The organism is Acidobacteriota bacterium, from assembly GCA_016712445.1.
Classification (GTDB): domain Bacteria; phylum Pseudomonadota; class Alphaproteobacteria; order Caulobacterales; family Hyphomonadaceae; genus Hyphomonas.
This window is the reverse complement of record JADJRB010000001.1, coordinates 2,266,040-2,283,518: the sequence shown is the minus strand read 5'-3', so window position 1 is coordinate 2,283,518 and position 17,479 is coordinate 2,266,040. Positions and strand designations below refer to the sequence as shown.

The following is a 17,479-nucleotide window of genomic DNA, read 5'->3' as shown; positions in this document are numbered from 1 at the left end:
AGCGCGATGCTGCGAACGGCTTTTTGCCCTGTCGTGCGCGCAGCTCTTGAATCTGATGCGACGATCGAAGTCATGGTCAATCCCGACGGGTCTGTCTGGATTGAAGAAGCCGGACGCGGCCTCATCCCGACGGCGCATGTCCTTTCGGCCGGCGACCGCGAACGGGTGATCCGGCTTGTCGCGTCCAGCGTTGGTGCTGGGAATTCCCCGACCGCGTCAATTGTCTCGGCCGAGCTTCCAGGGACCGGCGAGCGCTTTGAAGGCGTCCTGCCGCCTGTGTCTGCGGCGCCTTGCTATTCGATCCGAAAACTCGCCTGCACGCCGTTCACGCTTGCGGACTATGTGCGGCAGGGCGCGCTGTCGCCGGCGCTTGCGGGCGCGCTCAAGGCGCTGGTCGCGGAACGTGCCAATATCGTCATCGCGGGCGGCACCTCTTCGGGCAAAACGAGCTTTGCCAACGCCCTGCTGGCGGAGGGTGGCTTTAGCGGCGAGCGGATCGTCATCCTCGAAGATACACGCGAACTCGCCTGCTCTGCCGCCAATCTGGTTGCCCTGCGCACGCAGGAAGCCCGTGTATCGCTGCGCGACCTCGTGCGCTCGACACTTCGTCTGCGCCCTGACCGAATCATTGTCGGCGAAGTACGCGGGGCCGAAGCGCTCGATCTCCTAAAAGCCTGGAACACCGGCCATCCGGGCGGTCTTACAACGCTCCATGCAAATTCTGCCCTCGGCGCGCTCAGCCGTCTCGAGCAGCTCGTCAGCGAAGCGACAGCGCGCGCGCCATTTGAGCTGATCGCGGAAGCCGTCGACGTGATCGTGTTCATGTCCCGCGCCGGCGGCCAACGCCGCGTCGAAGACGCGGTTCGCGTGCTTGAGTTCACGGGAGACGGCTACCGCACCGAGCCTGTGCTTTGCCGCTCCCTATCCCTCGTCAGCCAAGGAGATGCCTCATGACGCTTTCTCGTTCACCGACCCTGTCCCGGAGGGGCATTCAGGCCCTCAGCCTCGCGCTCGCACTTGGGCTCGCCCTGCCGGCGCATGCCGCTGGCACCGGCATGCCCTGGGAAGGACCACTCGACCAGATCCTCTCCTCAATCGAGGGACCCGTTGCCCGTATCGTGGCGGTGATCATCATCACGATTACCGGCCTTACACTTGCCTTCGGCGAGACGTCCGGCGGCTTCCGCAAGCTTATCCAGATCGTGTTCGGCCTGTCGATCGCGTTCGCGGCGACGAGCTTCTTCCTGACCTTCTTTTCGTTTGGCGGCGGGGCGCTGATCCAGTGACAGAGGGGTTCGAGATTCCGCTGCACCGCTCGCTGACCGAGCCCGTCCTGTTGGCCGGCGCCCCGCGCAGTCTCGCGATCTCGATCGGCACGCTCGCGGCCGCTGTAGGTCTCGGTCTGCAGCTCTGGATCCCCGGCCTCCTCATCTGGCTCCTCGGGCATTCGGCGGCTGTCTTCCTCGCCCGGCACGACCCGGACTTCATGGCGACGCTCATCCGCGCGCTCCGGCACAAGGAACACCTCTCATGCTGAACCTGCGCGAATACGCTGCTGCGCCGCGCCTCCTGGCCGACTACCTCCCCTGGGCGGCGCTTGTCGCGCCGGGCGTTGTCCTCAACAAGGACGGCGCCTTCCAGACGACGTTCCGCTATCGCGGCCCCGACCTTGAAAGCTCAACGGGATCCGAACTCGTCGCCGTCATGGCACGGGTCAACAATGCGCTGCGCCGGTTTGGCTCCGGCTGGGCCCTCTTCTTTGAAGCGGTAAGAGAGGAAGCCGGCGATTATCCGTCCTCGGATTTCCCGGATCCTGTCTCCTGGCTGATTGATGAGGAGCGCGCCGTCGCCGCCGAGGAAGCAGGCACAAGATTTGAGAGCGCTTACTATCTGACTCTGCTTTGGCTGCCGCCGCCGGACAGCAATGCGCGCGCCGAGAAGGCGCTGATCGAGCGCCCTGAGCGCCCGGAAGGCGCAGGCTGGCGCGAACGCCTCCTCGTGTTCCAGCAACAAGGGGAGCGCACCTTTGATCTCCTGTCGATGGCGCTTGCCGAGATTGCGCCGCTCTCGGACGGCGAGACGCTGACCTATCTTCACGCCTGCATTTCGAGCCGGCGGCACACGGTCGCCGCGCCGGAAATCCCCGTCTTCCTGGACGCGGTCCTCGCCGATGAGCCGTTCACGGGCGGGCTCGAACCTATGATCGGGGATACACACCTCCGCGTCCTGACAATCCTCGGCTTTCCCGGATCGACGGTGCCGGGGTTACTCGACGAGCTGAACCGCCAGGGTTTCGCCTATCGCTGGGCGACGCGGTTCATCGCCATGGACAAGGCAGAGGCCGAAAAAGTCCTCGGGCGCAAACGCCGGCACTGGTTTGCCAAGCGCAAGTCGGTGGCCGCCATCCTGCGCGAGACCATGTTCAACGAACCATCAGCGCTGCTCGACAGTGACGCCGACAACAAGGCGCTCGATGCGGACGCCGCGCTCCAGGAACTCGGGAGCGATCTCGTGGCCTATGGCTATGTCACGGCAACCCTCACCGTCAGCGACAACGACCCGCGCGTCGCTGACGAACACGCCCGCCACGCCGAACGCATCATCAATGGCAAGGGCTTCACCGTCATCCGGGAATCCCTCAATGCGGTCGATGCCTGGCTCGGAAGCCTACCCGGCCATGTCTATGCCAATATCCGCCAGCCGATCCTCAATACGTTGAACCTCGCGCACATGGTGCCGCTCTCGGCGGTCTGGGCCGGCGAGCAGCAGAACAGGCACCTTCGCGCTCCGGCACTGATCGAGGCGCGCACCGACGGGTCAACGCCTTTCCGGCTGAATCTCCATGCCGGTGATGTCGGCCATACGCTCATCCTTGGGCCCACCGGCGCAGGTAAGTCGGTCCTGCTCTCGATGCTCGCCCTCCAATGGCAGCGCTACGGTCGCGCGCAGGTCTTTTTCTTTGACAAGGGACGCTCCGCCCGGGCGGCCGTGCTCGGCATGGGCGGTGTCCATCTGGATCTCGGCGGCGCCCGGCGCCCCCGGCTCCAGCCGCTGAAAGACATCGACCAACCAGCAGAGGCGAGCTTTGCGGCGGACTGGCTGGCAGGCCTGATTGCTGGCGAATGCGTCAGCCTGACGCCGGAGCTCAAGGCCCGCCTCTGGCAGGGGCTCAACTCGCTCGCATCAGCGCCGCAATCTGAACGTACACTGACGGGTCTTATCCTTCTGCTGCAGGATGAGGCGCTCAAGACCGCGCTGCATCCGTTCACGCTGGCAGGGCCCCATGGCCACCTGCTCGACGGGGACGAGGAAGATCTCGCCCTCGCCTCCGTCACCTGTTTCGAGATGGAAGAGCTGATGCAGCAAAGCGCGGCGGCGACCGCCGTGCTCACCTATCTCTTTCACCGGCTCGAGGCGCGCTTTGACGGGCGCCCCACGCTGCTGATGCTGGACGAGGCCTGGCTGTTCCTTGATGCGCCGGTCTTCGCGGCGCGCCTGCGCGACTGGCTCAAGACACTGCGCAAGAAGAATGTCGCGGTGGTGTTCGCCACTCAGTCGCTTTCCGACATCAGCGCGAGCGCGATCGCTCCGGCGATCCTCGAAAGCTGCCTGACCCGGATATTCCTTGCCAATGAACGCGCGCAGGAGCCAGCTCTCAGGGAGACCTATGAGCGGTTCGGGCTGAACGCACGCCAGATCGAGATCATCGCGCGGGCGACGCCAAAGCGGGACTATTATTTCCAGTCGCCCAAAGGCTGCCGCCTGTTCGATCTCAGCCTAGGCCCGGTCGCGCTCGCCTTCGCAGCCGCCGGAACGCCGGAAGACCAAGCCACGCTCGACCGCGTGATGGCCGAGACCGAAGGCGAAGGATTTGCCGAAACCTGGCTCCACGAAAAGGGCCTCGCCTGGGCGGCAGGCCTCCTAAGCCGATGGCCGGGCCGCCCGTCCGAGCGACCGCAAAGCCAACCCTTCCGTCCACAGATTCTCGCTGCCGAATGAGCCGCCCCATGCGCCGCCGCCTTGCCTGCCTGCTGATGACAACCGCGCCCCTGATGGCCATACCGGTTGCCGGACTCCTCGCGCCGCCCGCGATGGCGCAGCTCGCCGTCTATGATCCGGCAAACCATGCCCAGAACATACTGCAGGCTGTCCGCGCCCTGCAGGAACTCGAAGGCCAGGTCCAGCAGCTCGCCCATGAGATCGAGATGCTGGAGAACATGGCCCGCAATCTCGAAACCCTCCCCGTTTCCGTGGCCGAGAGCATCATCGGCCAGCGGGTCCTGCGTATCCAGGAATTGCTGCGCCGCGCGCAGGGCATCGGCTACTCTGTCGATGAGATCGAGCGGGACTACGAGACCGCCTATCCGGAAGACTATGGCGCCACGACACCGGGCTCCGTGCTTGTCGAGGATGCCCGGGCCCGCTGGCGCCAGTCGCGGGACGCATTCCGCGAAACGCTGACGGTGTCAGCCGCCGCACTCGAAGACAACGAGACGGATGCGGGCGCGATCCGCAGCCTCGTCACGCAAAGCCAGGACGCCGTCGGCGCGCTCCAGGCGGCGCAGGCCGGCAATGAGTTAAGCGCGATGACCAACCAGCAGCTGATGCAGATCGAGGCGATGCTCGCCGCTCAGCACCGGGCCGAAGCGCTGGAAGAGGCCCGCAAGCTCGCGGAAGCCGAACGGGGCCGTGCCCGCCTGCAAACATTCCTCGGCACCGGAGACTAACGCCCATGGAAGAGATGGATGTCATCGACCGGTTCCTGGAAACCTTCATCCGCTACATCGATAGCGGGTTCGGCCTGCTGCAGGGGGATGTGGCCTACCTCACCTCCACGCTGATCGTGATCGACATCACGCTGGCCGGCCTCTTCTGGGCCCTCTCACAGAATGCCGACGTGATTGCCGGGCTGATCAAGAAAGTCCTCTATGTCGGCTTCTTTGCGTTCCTGCTCGGCAATTTCGCCGGGCTCTCCCAGATCATCTTCGACAGTTTCGCCGGGCTCGGCCTGAAGGCGGGCTCCAGCCTGATCACCGCCGAGGACCTGATGCGGCCCGGCTATATCGCCGGCGTTGGATACGGCGCCGCTCTACCGCTGCTTGAAGAGGCCAGCGAGATGATGGGGCCCATCGCCTTCTTCGAGAACTTCATCCTGATCGCGGTGCTGCTCATCGCCTGGGCCGTGATCCTGATCGCCTTCTTCGTGCTGGCGGTGCAGCTGTTCGTCGCGATCCTCGAGTTCAAGCTGACGACGCTGGCCGGGTTCGTGCTCGTGCCCTTCGCGCTCTGGAACAAGACCTCATTCCTCGCCGAACGCGTCCTCGGCAATGTCATCACCTCGGGCCTGAAGCTCATGGTGCTGGCCATCATCATCGGCATCGGTTCGACCCTGTTCGCCACCATCACCGATGCGTTTGCAGGCACTGAAGATGTGACGCTTGCCGAAGTCATGGGCACGGTACTGGCGGCGACCGTCTTCCTATGGATGGGCGTATTCGGCCCCGGCATGGCGGCGGGCCTGATCACCGGCGCGCCGCAGCTCGGCGCAGGCTCGGCGGTCGGCGCCGCTGCAGGCGTGGCAGCCGGCACGGTCGCCGCGGGCCTTGGCGCGAAGGCCGCACTCGGCGCGGCCGCGGGCGGCGCGGTGAGCGCCGTCAAGGCCGGGGCCTCGATGGCGGGCGGGGCGCGCACCGCATTCGATCTCGGGAGCGCAGCCTCGGGCAAGACAGGCGCTGCCGGCTTTGCCGCCGGTCTCGGCGGCGTCGCCCAGGCCGCTGGTGACACCGCACGCCGCGCCGCCTCCGGCCCGGTCAACGCCGTGCGCGAGGCCTACCGGCGCGGCTCCCGCGGCACGTTCGAGGCGACCGGCGGATCAAGTTCATCGCCCTCAGAGAACCCATCCCCCTCACCACCCGAGAAGAGCCCCGGCTGGGCCCGCGGCATGCGCGCCTCCCAGCGCCTCGGCGAGGCCCGCCAGCTGGCGATGCATGCCCTGCGCGACGGTGATCGCGGCTCCTCCGGCGCAGCCCCCTCCCTGAATGACAAGGACGAGTAATCTCATGCGCTTCAAACGCCCCACAGCTCATTATGGCACTTCGCCCTATCCCGAGACGCCCTACCAGAAAGCCGGGCAGGTCTGGGACGAGCGTATCGGCTCGGCCCGGGTCCAGGCAAAGAACTGGCGGCTGATGGCACTCGGTTGCCTTGCGCTCTCGTTTGCCACGTCCGGCGCCCTGAGCTGGCGGAGCCTGCAGTCGGCAGTGACCCCCTATGTCATCGAAGTTGACGAGACCGGCGCGGCCAAAGCCATTGGCCCGGCGACAGAGGCCTTCACGCCCTCAGACGCCCAGATTGCGCATCACCTCGCCGGGTTCATCACAAATGTCCGTAGCCTGTCGATCGATCCGGTCGTCGTTCGGGACAATTGGCTCAAAGCCTACACCTTCGCCGGGCCTGCCGCCGCCGCGACGCTTTCCGACTATGCCCGCGAGAATGACCCGTTCGCGGCAATTGGCCGGCGCTCGCGCACGGTGGATGTCATCAGCATCTTGCGCGTCAGCGAGGAGAGCTTCCAGGGCCGCTGGCTCGAGAAGACATACGAGGCCGGCGCATTGACCGGCGCGAAGCGGTTCACCGGCGTGTTCACGCTCACGCTCCAGCCGCCGAAAGACGCCGAAACACTCCGCGCCAACCCCCTCGGCCTTTATGTCCGCTCGCTCAGCTGGAGCGAGGACCTTGTCACAGGAGACCCGCAATGAGCCGCATCCTCACCGCCACATCGGCAATCGCCCTGCTTGCCGCCTGCGCGAGCGCGCCGCCGCCAGAGCCCGTAATTGAAGCCAGCGGATTTATCGCGGCGATCCCTCAGGACGACCCAAAACCCGGACGTATCGAGATTGTCGAAACCGCCATTGCGCTGCCCCTGCCCGGCCAGCTGAAACCCGTTGAACCAGAGGCCGCGAAGAAGACTGCCAAGACGCCGACTGCCGCTATCCAGGAAGGCCGCGCCGGCGCCGTAATCGAGCCTTCGGCGGACGGCTTCGTCAACGCCGTCCAGATCTATCCCTATACGGAAGGCGCTCTCTACCGGCTCTATGCAAGCCCGGGACAGGTCACGGATATCGCCCTTCAGCCCGGTGAGGCGCTGGTCTCTGTCTCGGCCGGCGACACGGTCCGCTGGGTTGTCGGCGACACGGCCTCCGGTTCAGGCGCAACGGCCCGGGCGCATATCCTGGTCAAACCTGTTGCTGCGGGTCTTCGCACCAACCTGATGATCGCGACCGACCGGCGGACCTATCACCTCGAACTGGAATCGACCGCAGCCACCTACATGGCCGCGCTATCCTGGCGCTATCCGCAGGATGAACTCGCGGGGCTCACAGCCCGCAACGCAGTCGCCGTTACTGAGGAGGCTGTCTCAATCGAAAGCGGCCTCAGCCTTGAAAAGCTAAACTTCGACTACCGGGTCACAGGCGATGCGCCGGACTGGAAACCCGTGCGGGTGTTCGATGACGGCCGCCAGGTTTTCATCCAGATGCCGGCATCGATTGCGGCATCCGAGATGCCGCCGCTGTTCGTGCTGTCGCCGGCCGGAGACGCAGAACTCGTCAACTACCGGGTCAGAGGCAGCTACTACGTCGTCGACCGGCTCTTTGCCTCCGCTGAGCTGCGTCACGGCACAAAGCCCCAGTCGGTCGTGCGGATATCGAAAGCGTCAGCCCGCAAGGCGAAATCCCGCTGGTTCGGAGGCTGAAGTGATGACCGCGCCGCCCCCGTTCACGGAAGCTGCAAAGCAGCTGCAGATCCGCTCGGCGCCGAGGCCCGCCGCACGGATCAACCGCAAGCTCCTGATGGCCGGCGCTGGGCTCGGCGCGCTGGGCCTCTTCGCGGCCGCCACGATCGCACTCGCCCCGCCGCGCCCGAAAGAGCCTCCCCAGCAGGAAGAGCTTGTCGCTGCTGGCAAGCGCAGGCCCGACGGGTTCTCGTCGCTGCCGGCTGACTATACGGCGCTTGCAGATGTGCCGGTGCTCGGGCCGCCGCTCTCGGGCGATCTTGGCTCGACCATCCTTGCTGCCGAGCAAGCCTACGGGATCGAGACGGAGTTCCAGACCGAGTACCAGACAGACTTTCGTACACGCCCGGAAGACGAGGCAGTCCGCAGCGCGCGGCTTGAAGCCGCCGTCCAGGCCGACGAAGCCGCTCGCGCACCGCTCCAGTTCCGCCTGAGCGGCGCCGCGGCGCTGCAAGCCCCGGCGCAGCCTGCAGCCGAGGCCAGCTTCGACCTGTCGTCCGAACTCCTTGCGCTTACAAGGGGTTCACCCAATGCGGACACCAGCCTTGAGCCTGACCCCAATCTCCAGTCCCGCAAGACCGCATTCGCCAGTGAGCAGAAATCAAACCCCGTCTACAATCCCGACCGGGTGCAGGACCCGCTTTCGCCTTACCAGCTGATGGCAGGCTCCCTCATCCCGGCAAGCCTGATCACCGGCATCAATTCCGATCTTCCGGGTACGGTTATCGCGCAGGTCACAGAGAGTGTTTACGACACGGTGCGCGGCCAACATCTGCTGATCCCCCAGGGCAGCCGCCTCATCGGTCGCTACCAGTCGGAAGTCTCCTTCGGCCAGGACCGCACCCTCGTTGTCTGGGACCGGATCCTGATGCCGGATGGCAGCTCGGTCACCATTTCCGAGCCCGGCACTGACGCGTCCGGTTACGCTGGCCTGGAGGACCGGACCGACCACCACTGGGACAAGGTGTTCGCGGCCGCGGGTCTCGCAACCCTTCTTGGGATCGGCGCCGAGCTAGGCCCTGACGAAGACGACGACATCGAGCGCGCGATCCGCCGCGGCACTACGGACACGGTCAACGAAGCGGGCCAGCGGGCGGTTGATCGCAGCCTCGGCGTACAGCCCTCGATCAAGGTGCGTCCCGGCTGGCCGGTGCGCGTGATCGTGACCAAGGATCTCGTCCTTCGTCCCTTTCAGGAGACAGCCCCATGAACCTTCGCCTTGGAAAACTCGCCGATCGCACTCCGGTACGGCTCACCCTTGCGCTTGATCCTGAGATCGCAGCCGCGCTGCAGGATTACGCCGCCATCTACCAAAGAACTTATGGCGAAGCCGAGCGCAGCGAAACGCTCGCCGCTGCCATGATCGACATGTTCCTGGCGTCAGACGCCGGGTTCAGACGGGCCAGGAGAGCCTTGCCCAGCAATGCCAGCAAAGGAGACTGACCCGTGGCACATATCGGCGCATTTACCCTCAAGGATGGGACCTGGACAGGAACCATCCGTACCATGACGATCAATGTCAAAGCCCAACTCGTCCCGAACAAGGAAAAGGGAAAAAGCAAGGAGGCACCCGACTACCGCCTCTATGCCGGGGGCGCAGAACTTGGCGCTGCCTGGCGCCAGGCCGCGAAAGATGGCGAGACGCCTTACCTTGCCGTAAAGCTCGATGATCCGAGTTTTGTCCAACCGATGCGCGCTGCCTTCTTCGAAAACGAACAGGAAGGCACCGGCATCCTGGTCTGGAACCGGGCCAAGGCGCAGACCTGACCTCGAAACCGAAGACAAGGCGAGACGAACGCTCATGGACAAGGGCCAGCAGGTCACTGAACAGGACATCGAGAACTGCCTGAGCAGCCTTGCCCGTCTGATTGACCGGTACGGCGACGCCTACTGGCCCGTCTTTGAGCGCCTCGAGAAAGAGCTGCACCTGCGCAGGGAGCGCAAGAGACGTGTCTCGGCCCAGTTACGTGGCCGCCAACACTACCCCTGACGGAGGAGGCCGTATCAGCTACAGTGGGGCTGATTCACACAGTCACCCGAGATTGATACCGACCCACCCTCCTGGTCCGGGCCGTTCATTTGGAGACTCCGTTGCCGTTGCACTTAGACCCAAGTCTGGACCATTCCAGATTAGAGCTTTCCGACGAATTTCTACAGAAAGACCCTTCAGGACGAAAAGATACTCTCGCCAGAAATATGCAGCTATCATTTCTCAGTTGGCATCGCAGGTTGGTCGAACCCTTCCCACCTGCGCCCTGTACAGACGTCTGTATCTCTCTTCCAAGTCTGCTTCACCAAGGTGTCTCCCCCGAATTCCCTGAGGTTCAAGATACGGTCAAGGCCGACAAGACGCGAGGCGCATGCTTCTCGCTTCAAAGCCTCAAAATCCCTCGCCGGAGTTGGGACACTCCAGCTGTATCCACGATACCCAAAATCTTCACCTTGGGTAAGCCAGGCGACTGTGGTGCCATCAGAGGAGAAATCGAGAGCGCCGACGGGAGGAAGGGGCCGTCCAATACTGAAATGATAGCCCGGTCGGATTTCAGGCATCAGATACTGCGCTATCGGCTTTCCAGTATCAGAATTCACTACAATCAATGTGAAGTGTAGGTTGGTGAGGTTCCCATCTAAGTCGGACTCCGACAATCGTGGCTGTTGCTGCAACTGGCTAACGAGGACAGCAGCTCTTTGGCCTGCCGGGGATGGATGAACAGAGACCAGCTGCGTATCGCCGTCGAACAGTGATCGCACATCGAAAATGTACTCAAACTCATTGGCTAAGACATTGAAAGCACCGAACCTGTAATTGTCGGAAAATGTACCGAGCAGCATTCGGCTGTCAGAACTGAAGCCAGTCGCTTCAAATCTGATCCCTCTGCCTCGCTCATCCGCATCGAGGTCCAACAGCGCAGCAACGACATCTGGTGTTGCTACGGGAACAATAAAAGTCCCACGTCCGTAGACTGTCATTTGAAGGTATCGGCCGTCCGGAGAAAAACTGATGAAAGGCATCGAGTGCGCATCTCGCGCTCCGAAGCCATTAGCTACTTCTTTGCTTTTCGGAATCTCCCGGGAAAAATCGACCAGGTATCCGAGCCCCTCACCCCCTGAAAGGACGAACATGCGCGAACGCCGGAAATCTACCGCGGCGACCAGCGGGTCTTCAAATCCGCTATCCCAATGTAAGCTGCGCTCACCCGTCTGCATATTCCAGACTTCGATAACGCCACCCGGATAAGATAACGCCATCCCTCCGCCTTCGCGGTCGATTGCTTGTGAACCGCCGTCAGGCACCTGGAGGAGCACGGACTTTAGTTCAGTCTCGGTATTGCCATTGCGGATCGAGAAGGTGGCAGGCCCGATACGAAGTAGCCCGTCCGATCCATGGACATTTACCCTTCCTTTTCCTGTTGACCACCAGCCGCCAGTACCACTGCCCGCATTCTGTTGCGCATCAGTCTGACTGATGGCGGCCACGATCCATTTGGGAAGACTTTGGGTTGGCCAACCTAAGATGATTAAGGCATAGTCCTTCATCGAGTCGAGCTCTCCGCAGCCTTTTGCATCCCACGCCAGAAAATGCGGACCACTCCAGTAGCCGTAATACCTGCCATCAGGTGAAACCTCGAAACCATCGATGCGGTATCGTTTGTCGGTTAGAGTACACCGCTTCGGGCCCGCCGGTTGCGGATCGAAAACAGTCACACGGCCAACTCGGTCCAAGTACGCTACTTTGCCGCTGCCGAGCTCCAGAAAAAATCCTTCGCGGTCCAGCAGGACGTTCAGTCGGGACACGGATTCTGGAGCCCTTCTCGACCAGGTATACAGTCTGTCGTCAATCTTCATCAGCACACGGCCAGATGGCCACGCCGAAAGATAGGTTACAGACGAAGACTCCCTTGCAAATTTCCGGAAGACGCCATCGACCTCTGCCCGGAACTCTATGGACTGCAAGGCCCAGTAGACAGCGCGTTGGCGGCCGTAGTCCAACTCAAAGGGTTCGTCCCAATCGAAAAGGGAGTATGTATTTTCCCAATCCTCTACCCGGTAGCTCGATGCTTCTTCAAGTGGCGGCGGGTCCACCTTGGAAACCTGCAGGTATGAGGACTTATCCTCATAATGTTCACTGGCTTGCCAGATTTCTCCGGATTCATCAAAGAAAGCGCCGCCTTCGAACCAATCGTCAGCCTCATCTTCAATACCGTTTATAATGCGGAAGCTTGCCGCATGCAGGTCCACCAGCGTGGAGGTTCTGATTTGCCTTGGTGCAGCGCCAGCTTCGCCGCTCAAGATCGTTTCTGTCCCTATCAGAACTCTTTTTTTGTCGGGTGACACAAGAAAGTTCTGCCACGTCGAGAACTCGTAAATGGACGTTTTCAAACGGTTTAATACAGTCCCGGTCTTTGCATCAATGATCTCAATCTCGCTGTTTGCCGGATCACCAGACCTCGGCTCATCCGGAATCCCTCGGATTGAGAGGATACGGTCGGGTTGAGGCCACAAGAGCTTGAGCGTCCCGGGTTTGTTTGCCGCGATGAGGCTGGACCAAACGGTTGCGCCGCTTGCAATGTCTACCAGCCTCCTCTGCGCGCTGGTCTGCAAAAGTATCTGATCTCCCGCAGGGGAGATTTGAGCCGCGATGACCTGGTCGGCATCTGCCGCAGCGAAGCTGCCGGTTTCCTGCCCAGTCTCCACACTGAGAAGCGTGATTTTTTGTGGTCTCGAAAGAGCAATCTGTCTGTTGGGACCGTGGCTCGCAACGGCAACAATTGCGCCCTTGCCGATCAACGAGTAGGATTTCGCGCTCCCTCCGGCGGCATCCATCGCTTGATTGAGAATGGCAATATGGTCCTGTGTTGGTCGACCCGCCACCTGAGCGCCTACGATAGCGAGTCGCATCGCACTCAGAGGCTCAAGAGCCCTTACTGCAGCCCACCCCCGCTCGGCATACATGTCGCCAAGGGTACGCTTGGCAGCGTCGCGTTGCTCTTCGGCGACGGCTTCGGCAGCTTCAGCGGCGAGCTTCTGGATCTTCTCTTCTTCTCGGGCCAGAGCCTCGGCTTCGCGCGCAGCAGACTCTGCGGTCCGGGCAAGGGCCTCCCGATCTCGGGCGGCAATCGCTTCATTGCGTTGCTGTTCGGCAACGGCCGTCTGAACGTTTGCACGTGCCTCTGCGATCGTCGCCCGATAGGCAAACCACGTTGCCGCGACCGCCACACCAGCAAAGAGTAAAGCTACTGAGGTGAGGCTTGCCAGAAGCAGACGGAGACGTTGACGTTCACGGCGGATCAAGGCGTCCAGGGGGACCTTCAGAAGCCCGGCGATCAGCTTCAGACGTCCGGTTTCTTTCCCGTCTCCGACAGACTTACCCGATGGACCCTTGCCCTCCCTAAGGTCAGCAGCCAGCAGTCCAAGTCCGCGAATGGCGGGCGGAAAGAATTCGGCTTCCGGATTGGCGGAGTTCCCGAGGCCGCTTGCGATGACCGGAAACACATTCTCCGGTCCATGCTGTTTCATGAACAGTTGGCACTCACGGTCGACCCATTCGCTTGCGGCGGCGGCTGGACTGCAGAGAACTATCAGGACTTCGCTGTCCGACAGTGCTGCCTCAATGCGATTTGAAAGCCGTCCGCCGCCCGACAGGTCAGTGCGGTCCCTGAAAATTGGGCCGAGCCTTGCCGGAACGCTTGCTGCAAGTTCGCCTGACGTTCGGAGTGCACGAGGCGTTCTGAATTGTTCGAGGGCGGTGTGAAGCCACTGTGCGCAACGATGATCCTTTCGCGCATAGCTTAGGAAAGCGCGATACCTCAACGTCTCCCCCCGGCAAGCCTCAACAACCGAACCGAGTTTATGCCACTCCGGTCCGTCGGACAATGATTTGGCCTATGCCATTCCGGATCGGTGATGGTTTGATTGCCGGACACCGGGAAGGCGTCCGCGAAAACCTGCGCGAAAGCGCATTTCTTCGGGAGAAGGCACGTGTATCGTTCAAGTGAACGAAACGGCGCCGCCGCTCAACCATTCGTCCGGATAAGTGTGTCGCGCTCCATTGCTGATCTTTCTGAACGCGCTTGGTGCATACGCTGGACAGCGTGGCCCGCATACGAGCAAAATCTCAGGCTTGAAGTCCTTTCCCCCACACTTCCGGCACCGGATGCGCAATCTTCATCAGCTGATCACGCCGGTACTCCATGGATCCCCCATCCCCGTAAGCCGGCCTTGAGTTCGCATGCCCCATGATCATGCAGCGGAAACCATAATCGAGCTCGGCCTCCTGCATGCGCTTCTCGAACGAATGGCGCAGCGAGTAGACCTTATGCGCCGGCGTCGGAAACAGGCCGCGTGATTTCAGCGCCGTCATCAGGTTTGCAGACAGAAGATCCGGTTTGTCGCGGTAGTGCGGGAACCCTTTCGGCGCGCGCCGCATCGCCTCGAAGGCAACCCCGACAAGCGGGATGTCGCGGATCGAGGAGACGGTCTTGATCTCCCGGTCCTTCTTCGGCCGGATCGAAATGTAAGGCACATTGGCCTTGAGGTGGATATCCTCTTCCAGGAGGTTTGCGATTTCACCGGGCCGGCAACCGGTCTCGATCAACGTATAGAGGATAAGGTCTGCGCCGCCGACAAGGCCCGAAAGTGCGCCCGGTGCGAGGATCCGTGAGCGCACCCAGGCATCCTCGAACGGCGGCACATCTGTGGACGGACGGTCCTTGAATGCAAGGTTGCGGAACGGGTTCGGCCGGTCTTCTTCGCCGATGTACTTGAAGTAGGCGCTGTATAAGAGACGCATATTGCCGACGTCGCGGTTCGCCGTCTTGGTACTCAGCGCTTCGCGGCCCGGATTCGGCACGACGCGGTCTTTCCACCAATTGTAATACTGCTGGGCGTCATGGCGGGAGATGTCGCGCATGTTCCGGTCGCCGACGACATCGATGAAGTACTGGATGCCCCGCCGTTTGGTCTTCTTCCAGGCCCGGATCTGGGCTTCGGATTTGCCGATGAGTTCGCTGGCGGCGATGTCCGAGCAATAGATCTCGAACGCGCCGGAGACGGTGACCGGCGGCGGCGGGACAGTCCCCAGGAGGGCGTCCGCCTCAGCCTTCTCGGCGGGGCTCGGCCGGCCTTTGTCAGCCGTGTCGATCCGCCGGACACGGGCCATGAGTTCAGCAAGGTCTGCCTCGGTCGCCAGCTGCTCGACCGGGGCATAGACGAACCCGCGGGCGAGCGCGCGCGTCTGGGCTGCCTTGTAGCGGCGCTGGGCCTGGTCCAGCTGGGCAGCGAGGGTTTCAGGGGAGCTGGCATCTCCGGCAGTGCCCGCCAGCATCCGCCAGTAGAGGTCATCGGACTCTTCCATGGCGTCGCGCCGCATCCGCGCGATCTCGAGGGATCTGGTATGCAGGGAACATTCGATCACGCCGCGCGGATCGAAGGGCGCGAAGCGTTTCGGGACGCGGCGCTGGTAGTGCCAGTGCCCACCTTTTTGCTTCAAATGCCGGTTAACTCTGTCCACCACCCAAGCCTACTTGTAGGAAATTTCGTAGGCATTTTTGTAGGGAAAAAATCAGGAAAAGTCAAACCAACGCAAGTCAAAAGCCCCGAAGGGCTTTGATTTTGTTTATCTTTTCGTGAGTTGTTCTGGAGCGGGCGAAGAGATTCGAACTCTCGACCCCAACCTTGGCAAGGTTGTGCTCTACCACTGAGCTACGCCCGCATCCGGAAGAATTTTGCTGCCGCCAGCGGCAGAGCGGTCGGAATAATCGGAAGGCTGCCGCTTTGCAAGGGCGAAAAACAAGTCAGCCTGCATGCAGGCGCCAGGCCCTATCCGCGCAGCACCGCGCGGATCTGGTCCGGGCGCACTTCCCGGCCCTCGGCATCCACGAATCCGGCGCGGATCGCCGCTTTCGAACCCGCCTTGGTGAAACTGATCGGCGGTGGCTCGCCCTTGCCCAGCCACACATCGCCCCATTGCGTCAGGCCGATCAGGATCGGGCGCAGCGACAGGCCCATGGCCGACAGCACGTATTCGGGCCGCGCGCGCTTGCCCGGCACCTTGTAGGCCTTGCGGGTCAGGAGCCCCTCATCGACGAGCAGCTTGAGGCGGCCGGACAGCACGGTACGCGGGCAGCCCAGCTCCGCCTGGAAATCGTCAAACCGGCGCACGCCATACAGCGCTGCACGCAGAATCAGCAGCGTCCAGCGGTCGCCGACGATCTCGATCGTGCGGGCAAGGTTGCAATTCTCGGGCGGAATTGGCGAACGGCGGGCGAGAGGAATCTGACTCATGCGTAAGTTTTGAAAGAGTTCGGATTCTAAATCCAGCGCCCCTTTCACGAAAACGTCAGGACTTTGCCTTTCAGTGGTCGCGGTCGAGTGCGAAGCGGCAGGCTGCTTTTCTCCGTAAAACAAGGACATCCGATGAACCGCGCGCTGCTGCTGCTGACCGTCTCACTGCTCACCGGGCTGCCCGGCTGCGCCGCGCCCGGCGAAGACACGCGGCCAGCCGCGGCGAGCGCGTCCGTGACGGCGCCCCCGGCGCAAGACCTGTGGAATTTCGACACGTCAGCCGATGCCATCCGCGCCGCCTCTTGCGGCGACAGCACCGATCCGGCGAGCGGTCTCGCGCCGCTCGATTTCTCGGCACAGCCGCTGAACGCCAAACAGACCGAAGTCCTTTCCGGCCGGCTTCCCGAAGGCGCAGACCTTGCGGGCGCCTGGGTGCTCGGTGCCACGGATCCCAATTTTGGTGGCCTGTCGGGCATCAGTGTCGTCGACGACAACACCTTGCTGGCCATTTCCGATTCGGGCGGCTGGGTGTCGCTTTCGCTTGAGAACGGCGCCCCTTCTGGCGCCAGCCTCGGTTACATGCGCGGCGCCGACGGAAAATTCCTCAACGGCAAGTTCGAGAACGATGCCGAGGATGTCGCCTATCGGGACGGCATCGCTCTCGTCAGTTTCGAGCGCGACTTCCGCATCGAAGCCTTCGCGACCGGCACATGCGGGGCGGCGGCAAAGGCCGTCAGGGTCGCCAAGCTGCCGGTTTCGAACGATGGCCGCGCCATCGACCAGAATGAAGGCCCGGAAGCGATGGCGCTGACGCCAAGCGGCACTTTGCGGTTCGGTTATGAGGGGGCATCCGACAGCCTGTCACCGCTGGGCCGCGTGCTCGCCAACGGTGCAGGTGAGTGGTCCGGCGGGGCAGCCCCCAATCCCGAAGGCTTTGCGCTGGTCTCGATGGCCACGGTCAGCCTGCCCTCGCTCAGCGAACCGGAGCGCACCGTGTATCTCTACCGCGCCTTCGATCCCCTGCGCGGCGCCCGCTCGGTGCTGGTCTGGGGCGACGGCGCAACCCAGAAGCTCACGCTGTCGCGTCCCGTGATGACCGACAATTTCGAAGGCATGGCGGTTCAGCCGACCGGGCCCGATACCGCCCGCATCTGGCTCGTCTCCGACGACAATTTCACCAAACTGCAGCGCACCCTGCTTTACGCCGTCGATGTGACCTTCGACTGAACGCCTCTTCCCAGCAGCCCCGCGGCCCCTTACATAGGGGGTTCACAAGGGCTGCGACGCGCGCAGGGACTGATCTCCAGCGACCTTACTTACCGTCCGGGAGCTGGCATCCTGGTCGGGGCCGTGGCCCCGGCTCATCCGGCACCCACCTAGTCTCTAGGTCGACGGGAGTGAAAT

Annotated in this window: 16 protein-coding genes and 1 tRNA gene; 13 read left to right on the top strand and 4 right to left on the bottom strand. The window is 62.7% G+C overall.

What is annotated here, in order from left to right:
* Positions 1-6: 6 nt before the first annotated feature.
* From trbB to IPK75_11555, 12 genes are read left to right on the top strand one after another with little or no spacing between them, the layout of a single operon-like run.
* Positions 7-954, top strand: a complete 948-nt coding sequence (trbB, locus tag IPK75_11610) for a P-type conjugative transfer ATPase TrbB (protein MBK8199002.1) — start codon at positions 7-9, stop codon at positions 952-954.
* Entirely contained in the window at positions 951-1,286 is a 336-nt protein-coding gene (locus IPK75_11605; protein ID MBK8199001.1) for a TrbC/VirB2 family protein, read from the top strand. The genes trbB and IPK75_11605 overlap by 4 nt, the downstream gene beginning before the upstream one ends.
* Positions 1,283-1,537 (top strand): VirB3 family type IV secretion system protein, encoded by a 255-nt coding sequence (locus tag IPK75_11600; protein ID MBK8199000.1) that lies wholly within the window; start codon positions 1,283-1,285, stop codon positions 1,535-1,537. Before IPK75_11605 ends, IPK75_11600 begins: the two co-directional genes overlap by 4 nt.
* Positions 1,531-3,999 carry a conjugal transfer protein TrbE gene (locus IPK75_11595; GenBank protein MBK8198999.1) on the top strand — a complete coding sequence of 823 codons (2,469 nt, stop codon included), beginning with the start codon at positions 1,531-1,533 and terminating at the stop codon, positions 3,997-3,999. The genes IPK75_11600 and IPK75_11595 overlap by 7 nt, the downstream gene beginning before the upstream one ends.
* An 8-nt stretch (positions 4,000-4,007) precedes the next feature.
* A complete protein-coding gene (gene trbJ, locus IPK75_11590) occupies positions 4,008-4,727 on the top strand; it encodes a P-type conjugative transfer protein TrbJ (protein MBK8198998.1) in 720 nt (239 codons plus the stop codon).
* A 14-nt stretch (positions 4,728-4,741) separates the two neighbouring features.
* Positions 4,742-6,055 carry a P-type conjugative transfer protein TrbL gene (trbL, locus tag IPK75_11585; GenBank protein MBK8198997.1) on the top strand — a complete coding sequence of 438 codons (1,314 nt, stop codon included), beginning with the start codon at positions 4,742-4,744 and terminating at the stop codon, positions 6,053-6,055.
* 4 nt (positions 6,056-6,059) lie between these two features.
* Positions 6,060-6,758: a conjugal transfer protein TrbF gene (locus tag IPK75_11580; GenBank protein ID MBK8198996.1), complete on the top strand. Its 699-nt coding sequence runs from the start codon at positions 6,060-6,062 to the stop codon at positions 6,756-6,758.
* A complete protein-coding gene (trbG, locus tag IPK75_11575; protein ID MBK8198995.1) occupies positions 6,755-7,753 on the top strand; it encodes a P-type conjugative transfer protein TrbG in 999 nt (332 codons plus the stop codon). The genes IPK75_11580 and trbG overlap by 4 nt, the downstream gene beginning before the upstream one ends.
* Before the next feature lie 4 nt (positions 7,754-7,757).
* Positions 7,758-9,002 (top strand): TrbI/VirB10 family protein, encoded by a 1,245-nt coding sequence (locus IPK75_11570; protein MBK8198994.1) that lies wholly within the window; start codon positions 7,758-7,760, stop codon positions 9,000-9,002.
* Positions 8,999-9,235 (top strand): DUF2274 domain-containing protein, encoded by a 237-nt coding sequence (locus IPK75_11565; GenBank protein ID MBK8198993.1) that lies wholly within the window; start codon positions 8,999-9,001, stop codon positions 9,233-9,235. The genes IPK75_11570 and IPK75_11565 overlap by 4 nt, the downstream gene beginning before the upstream one ends.
* Positions 9,236-9,238: 3 nt before the next feature.
* Positions 9,239-9,559 carry a DUF736 domain-containing protein gene (locus IPK75_11560; GenBank protein MBK8198992.1) on the top strand — a complete coding sequence of 107 codons (321 nt, stop codon included), beginning with the start codon at positions 9,239-9,241 and terminating at the stop codon, positions 9,557-9,559.
* A gap of 34 nt (positions 9,560-9,593) precedes the next feature.
* On the top strand, positions 9,594-9,782 hold the full coding sequence (locus IPK75_11555; GenBank protein ID MBK8198991.1) for a hypothetical protein: 189 nt from the start codon (positions 9,594-9,596) through the stop codon (positions 9,780-9,782).
* 215 nt (positions 9,783-9,997) lie between these two features.
* On the opposite strand, the gene IPK75_11550 is transcribed toward IPK75_11555, so the two are convergent.
* The 4 genes from IPK75_11550 to IPK75_11535 form a co-directional block, all read right to left on the bottom strand.
* Positions 9,998-13,666, bottom strand: coding sequence for a toll/interleukin-1 receptor domain-containing protein (locus tag IPK75_11550; protein MBK8198990.1), 3,669 nt, complete (start codon positions 13,664-13,666; stop codon positions 9,998-10,000).
* A 241-nt stretch (positions 13,667-13,907) separates the two neighbouring features.
* On the bottom strand, positions 13,908-15,302 hold the full coding sequence (locus IPK75_11545; GenBank protein MBK8198989.1) for an integrase: 1,395 nt from the start codon (positions 15,300-15,302) through the stop codon (positions 13,908-13,910).
* Between the two features lie 126 nt (positions 15,303-15,428).
* Positions 15,429-15,503 (bottom strand) — tRNA-Gly (locus tag IPK75_11540).
* Positions 15,504-15,610: 107 nt separating this feature from the next.
* On the bottom strand, positions 15,611-16,075 hold the full coding sequence (locus IPK75_11535; GenBank protein ID MBK8198988.1) for a helix-turn-helix transcriptional regulator: 465 nt from the start codon (positions 16,073-16,075) through the stop codon (positions 15,611-15,613).
* 132 nt (positions 16,076-16,207) lie between these two features.
* Between IPK75_11535 and IPK75_11530 the strand changes: the two genes are divergently transcribed.
* Positions 16,208-17,302, top strand: coding sequence for an esterase-like activity of phytase family protein (locus IPK75_11530; protein ID MBK8198987.1), 1,095 nt, complete (start codon positions 16,208-16,210; stop codon positions 17,300-17,302).
* The last annotated feature ends 177 nt before the right edge of the window (positions 17,303-17,479 follow it).

Bases quoted from the DNA above. Each gene is read 5' to 3' on its own strand.
- trbJ (MBK8198998.1), top strand. From the start codon at position 4,008: ATGCGCCGCCGCCTTGCCTGCCTGCTGATGACAACCGCGCCCCTGATG.
- IPK75_11535 (MBK8198988.1), bottom strand. From the start codon at position 16,075: ATGAGTCAGATTCCTCTCGCCCGCCGTTCGCCAATTCCGCCCGAGAAT.
- trbL (MBK8198997.1), top strand. From the start codon at position 4,742: ATGGATGTCATCGACCGGTTCCTGGAAACCTTCATCCGCTACATCGAT.
- IPK75_11580 (MBK8198996.1), top strand. From the start codon at position 6,060: ATGCGCTTCAAACGCCCCACAGCTCATTATGGCACTTCGCCCTATCCC.
- IPK75_11555 (MBK8198991.1), top strand. From the start codon at position 9,594: ATGGACAAGGGCCAGCAGGTCACTGAACAGGACATCGAGAACTGCCTG.
- IPK75_11595 (MBK8198999.1), top strand. From the start codon at position 1,531: ATGCTGAACCTGCGCGAATACGCTGCTGCGCCGCGCCTCCTGGCCGAC.
- trbB (MBK8199002.1), top strand. From the start codon at position 7: ATGCTGCGAACGGCTTTTTGCCCTGTCGTGCGCGCAGCTCTTGAATCT.
- IPK75_11570 (MBK8198994.1), top strand. From the start codon at position 7,758: ATGACCGCGCCGCCCCCGTTCACGGAAGCTGCAAAGCAGCTGCAGATC.
- trbG (MBK8198995.1), top strand. From the start codon at position 6,755: ATGAGCCGCATCCTCACCGCCACATCGGCAATCGCCCTGCTTGCCGCC.
- IPK75_11565 (MBK8198993.1), top strand. From the start codon at position 8,999: ATGAACCTTCGCCTTGGAAAACTCGCCGATCGCACTCCGGTACGGCTC.
- IPK75_11530 (MBK8198987.1), top strand. From the start codon at position 16,208: ATGAACCGCGCGCTGCTGCTGCTGACCGTCTCACTGCTCACCGGGCTG.
- IPK75_11605 (MBK8199001.1), top strand. From the start codon at position 951: ATGACGCTTTCTCGTTCACCGACCCTGTCCCGGAGGGGCATTCAGGCC.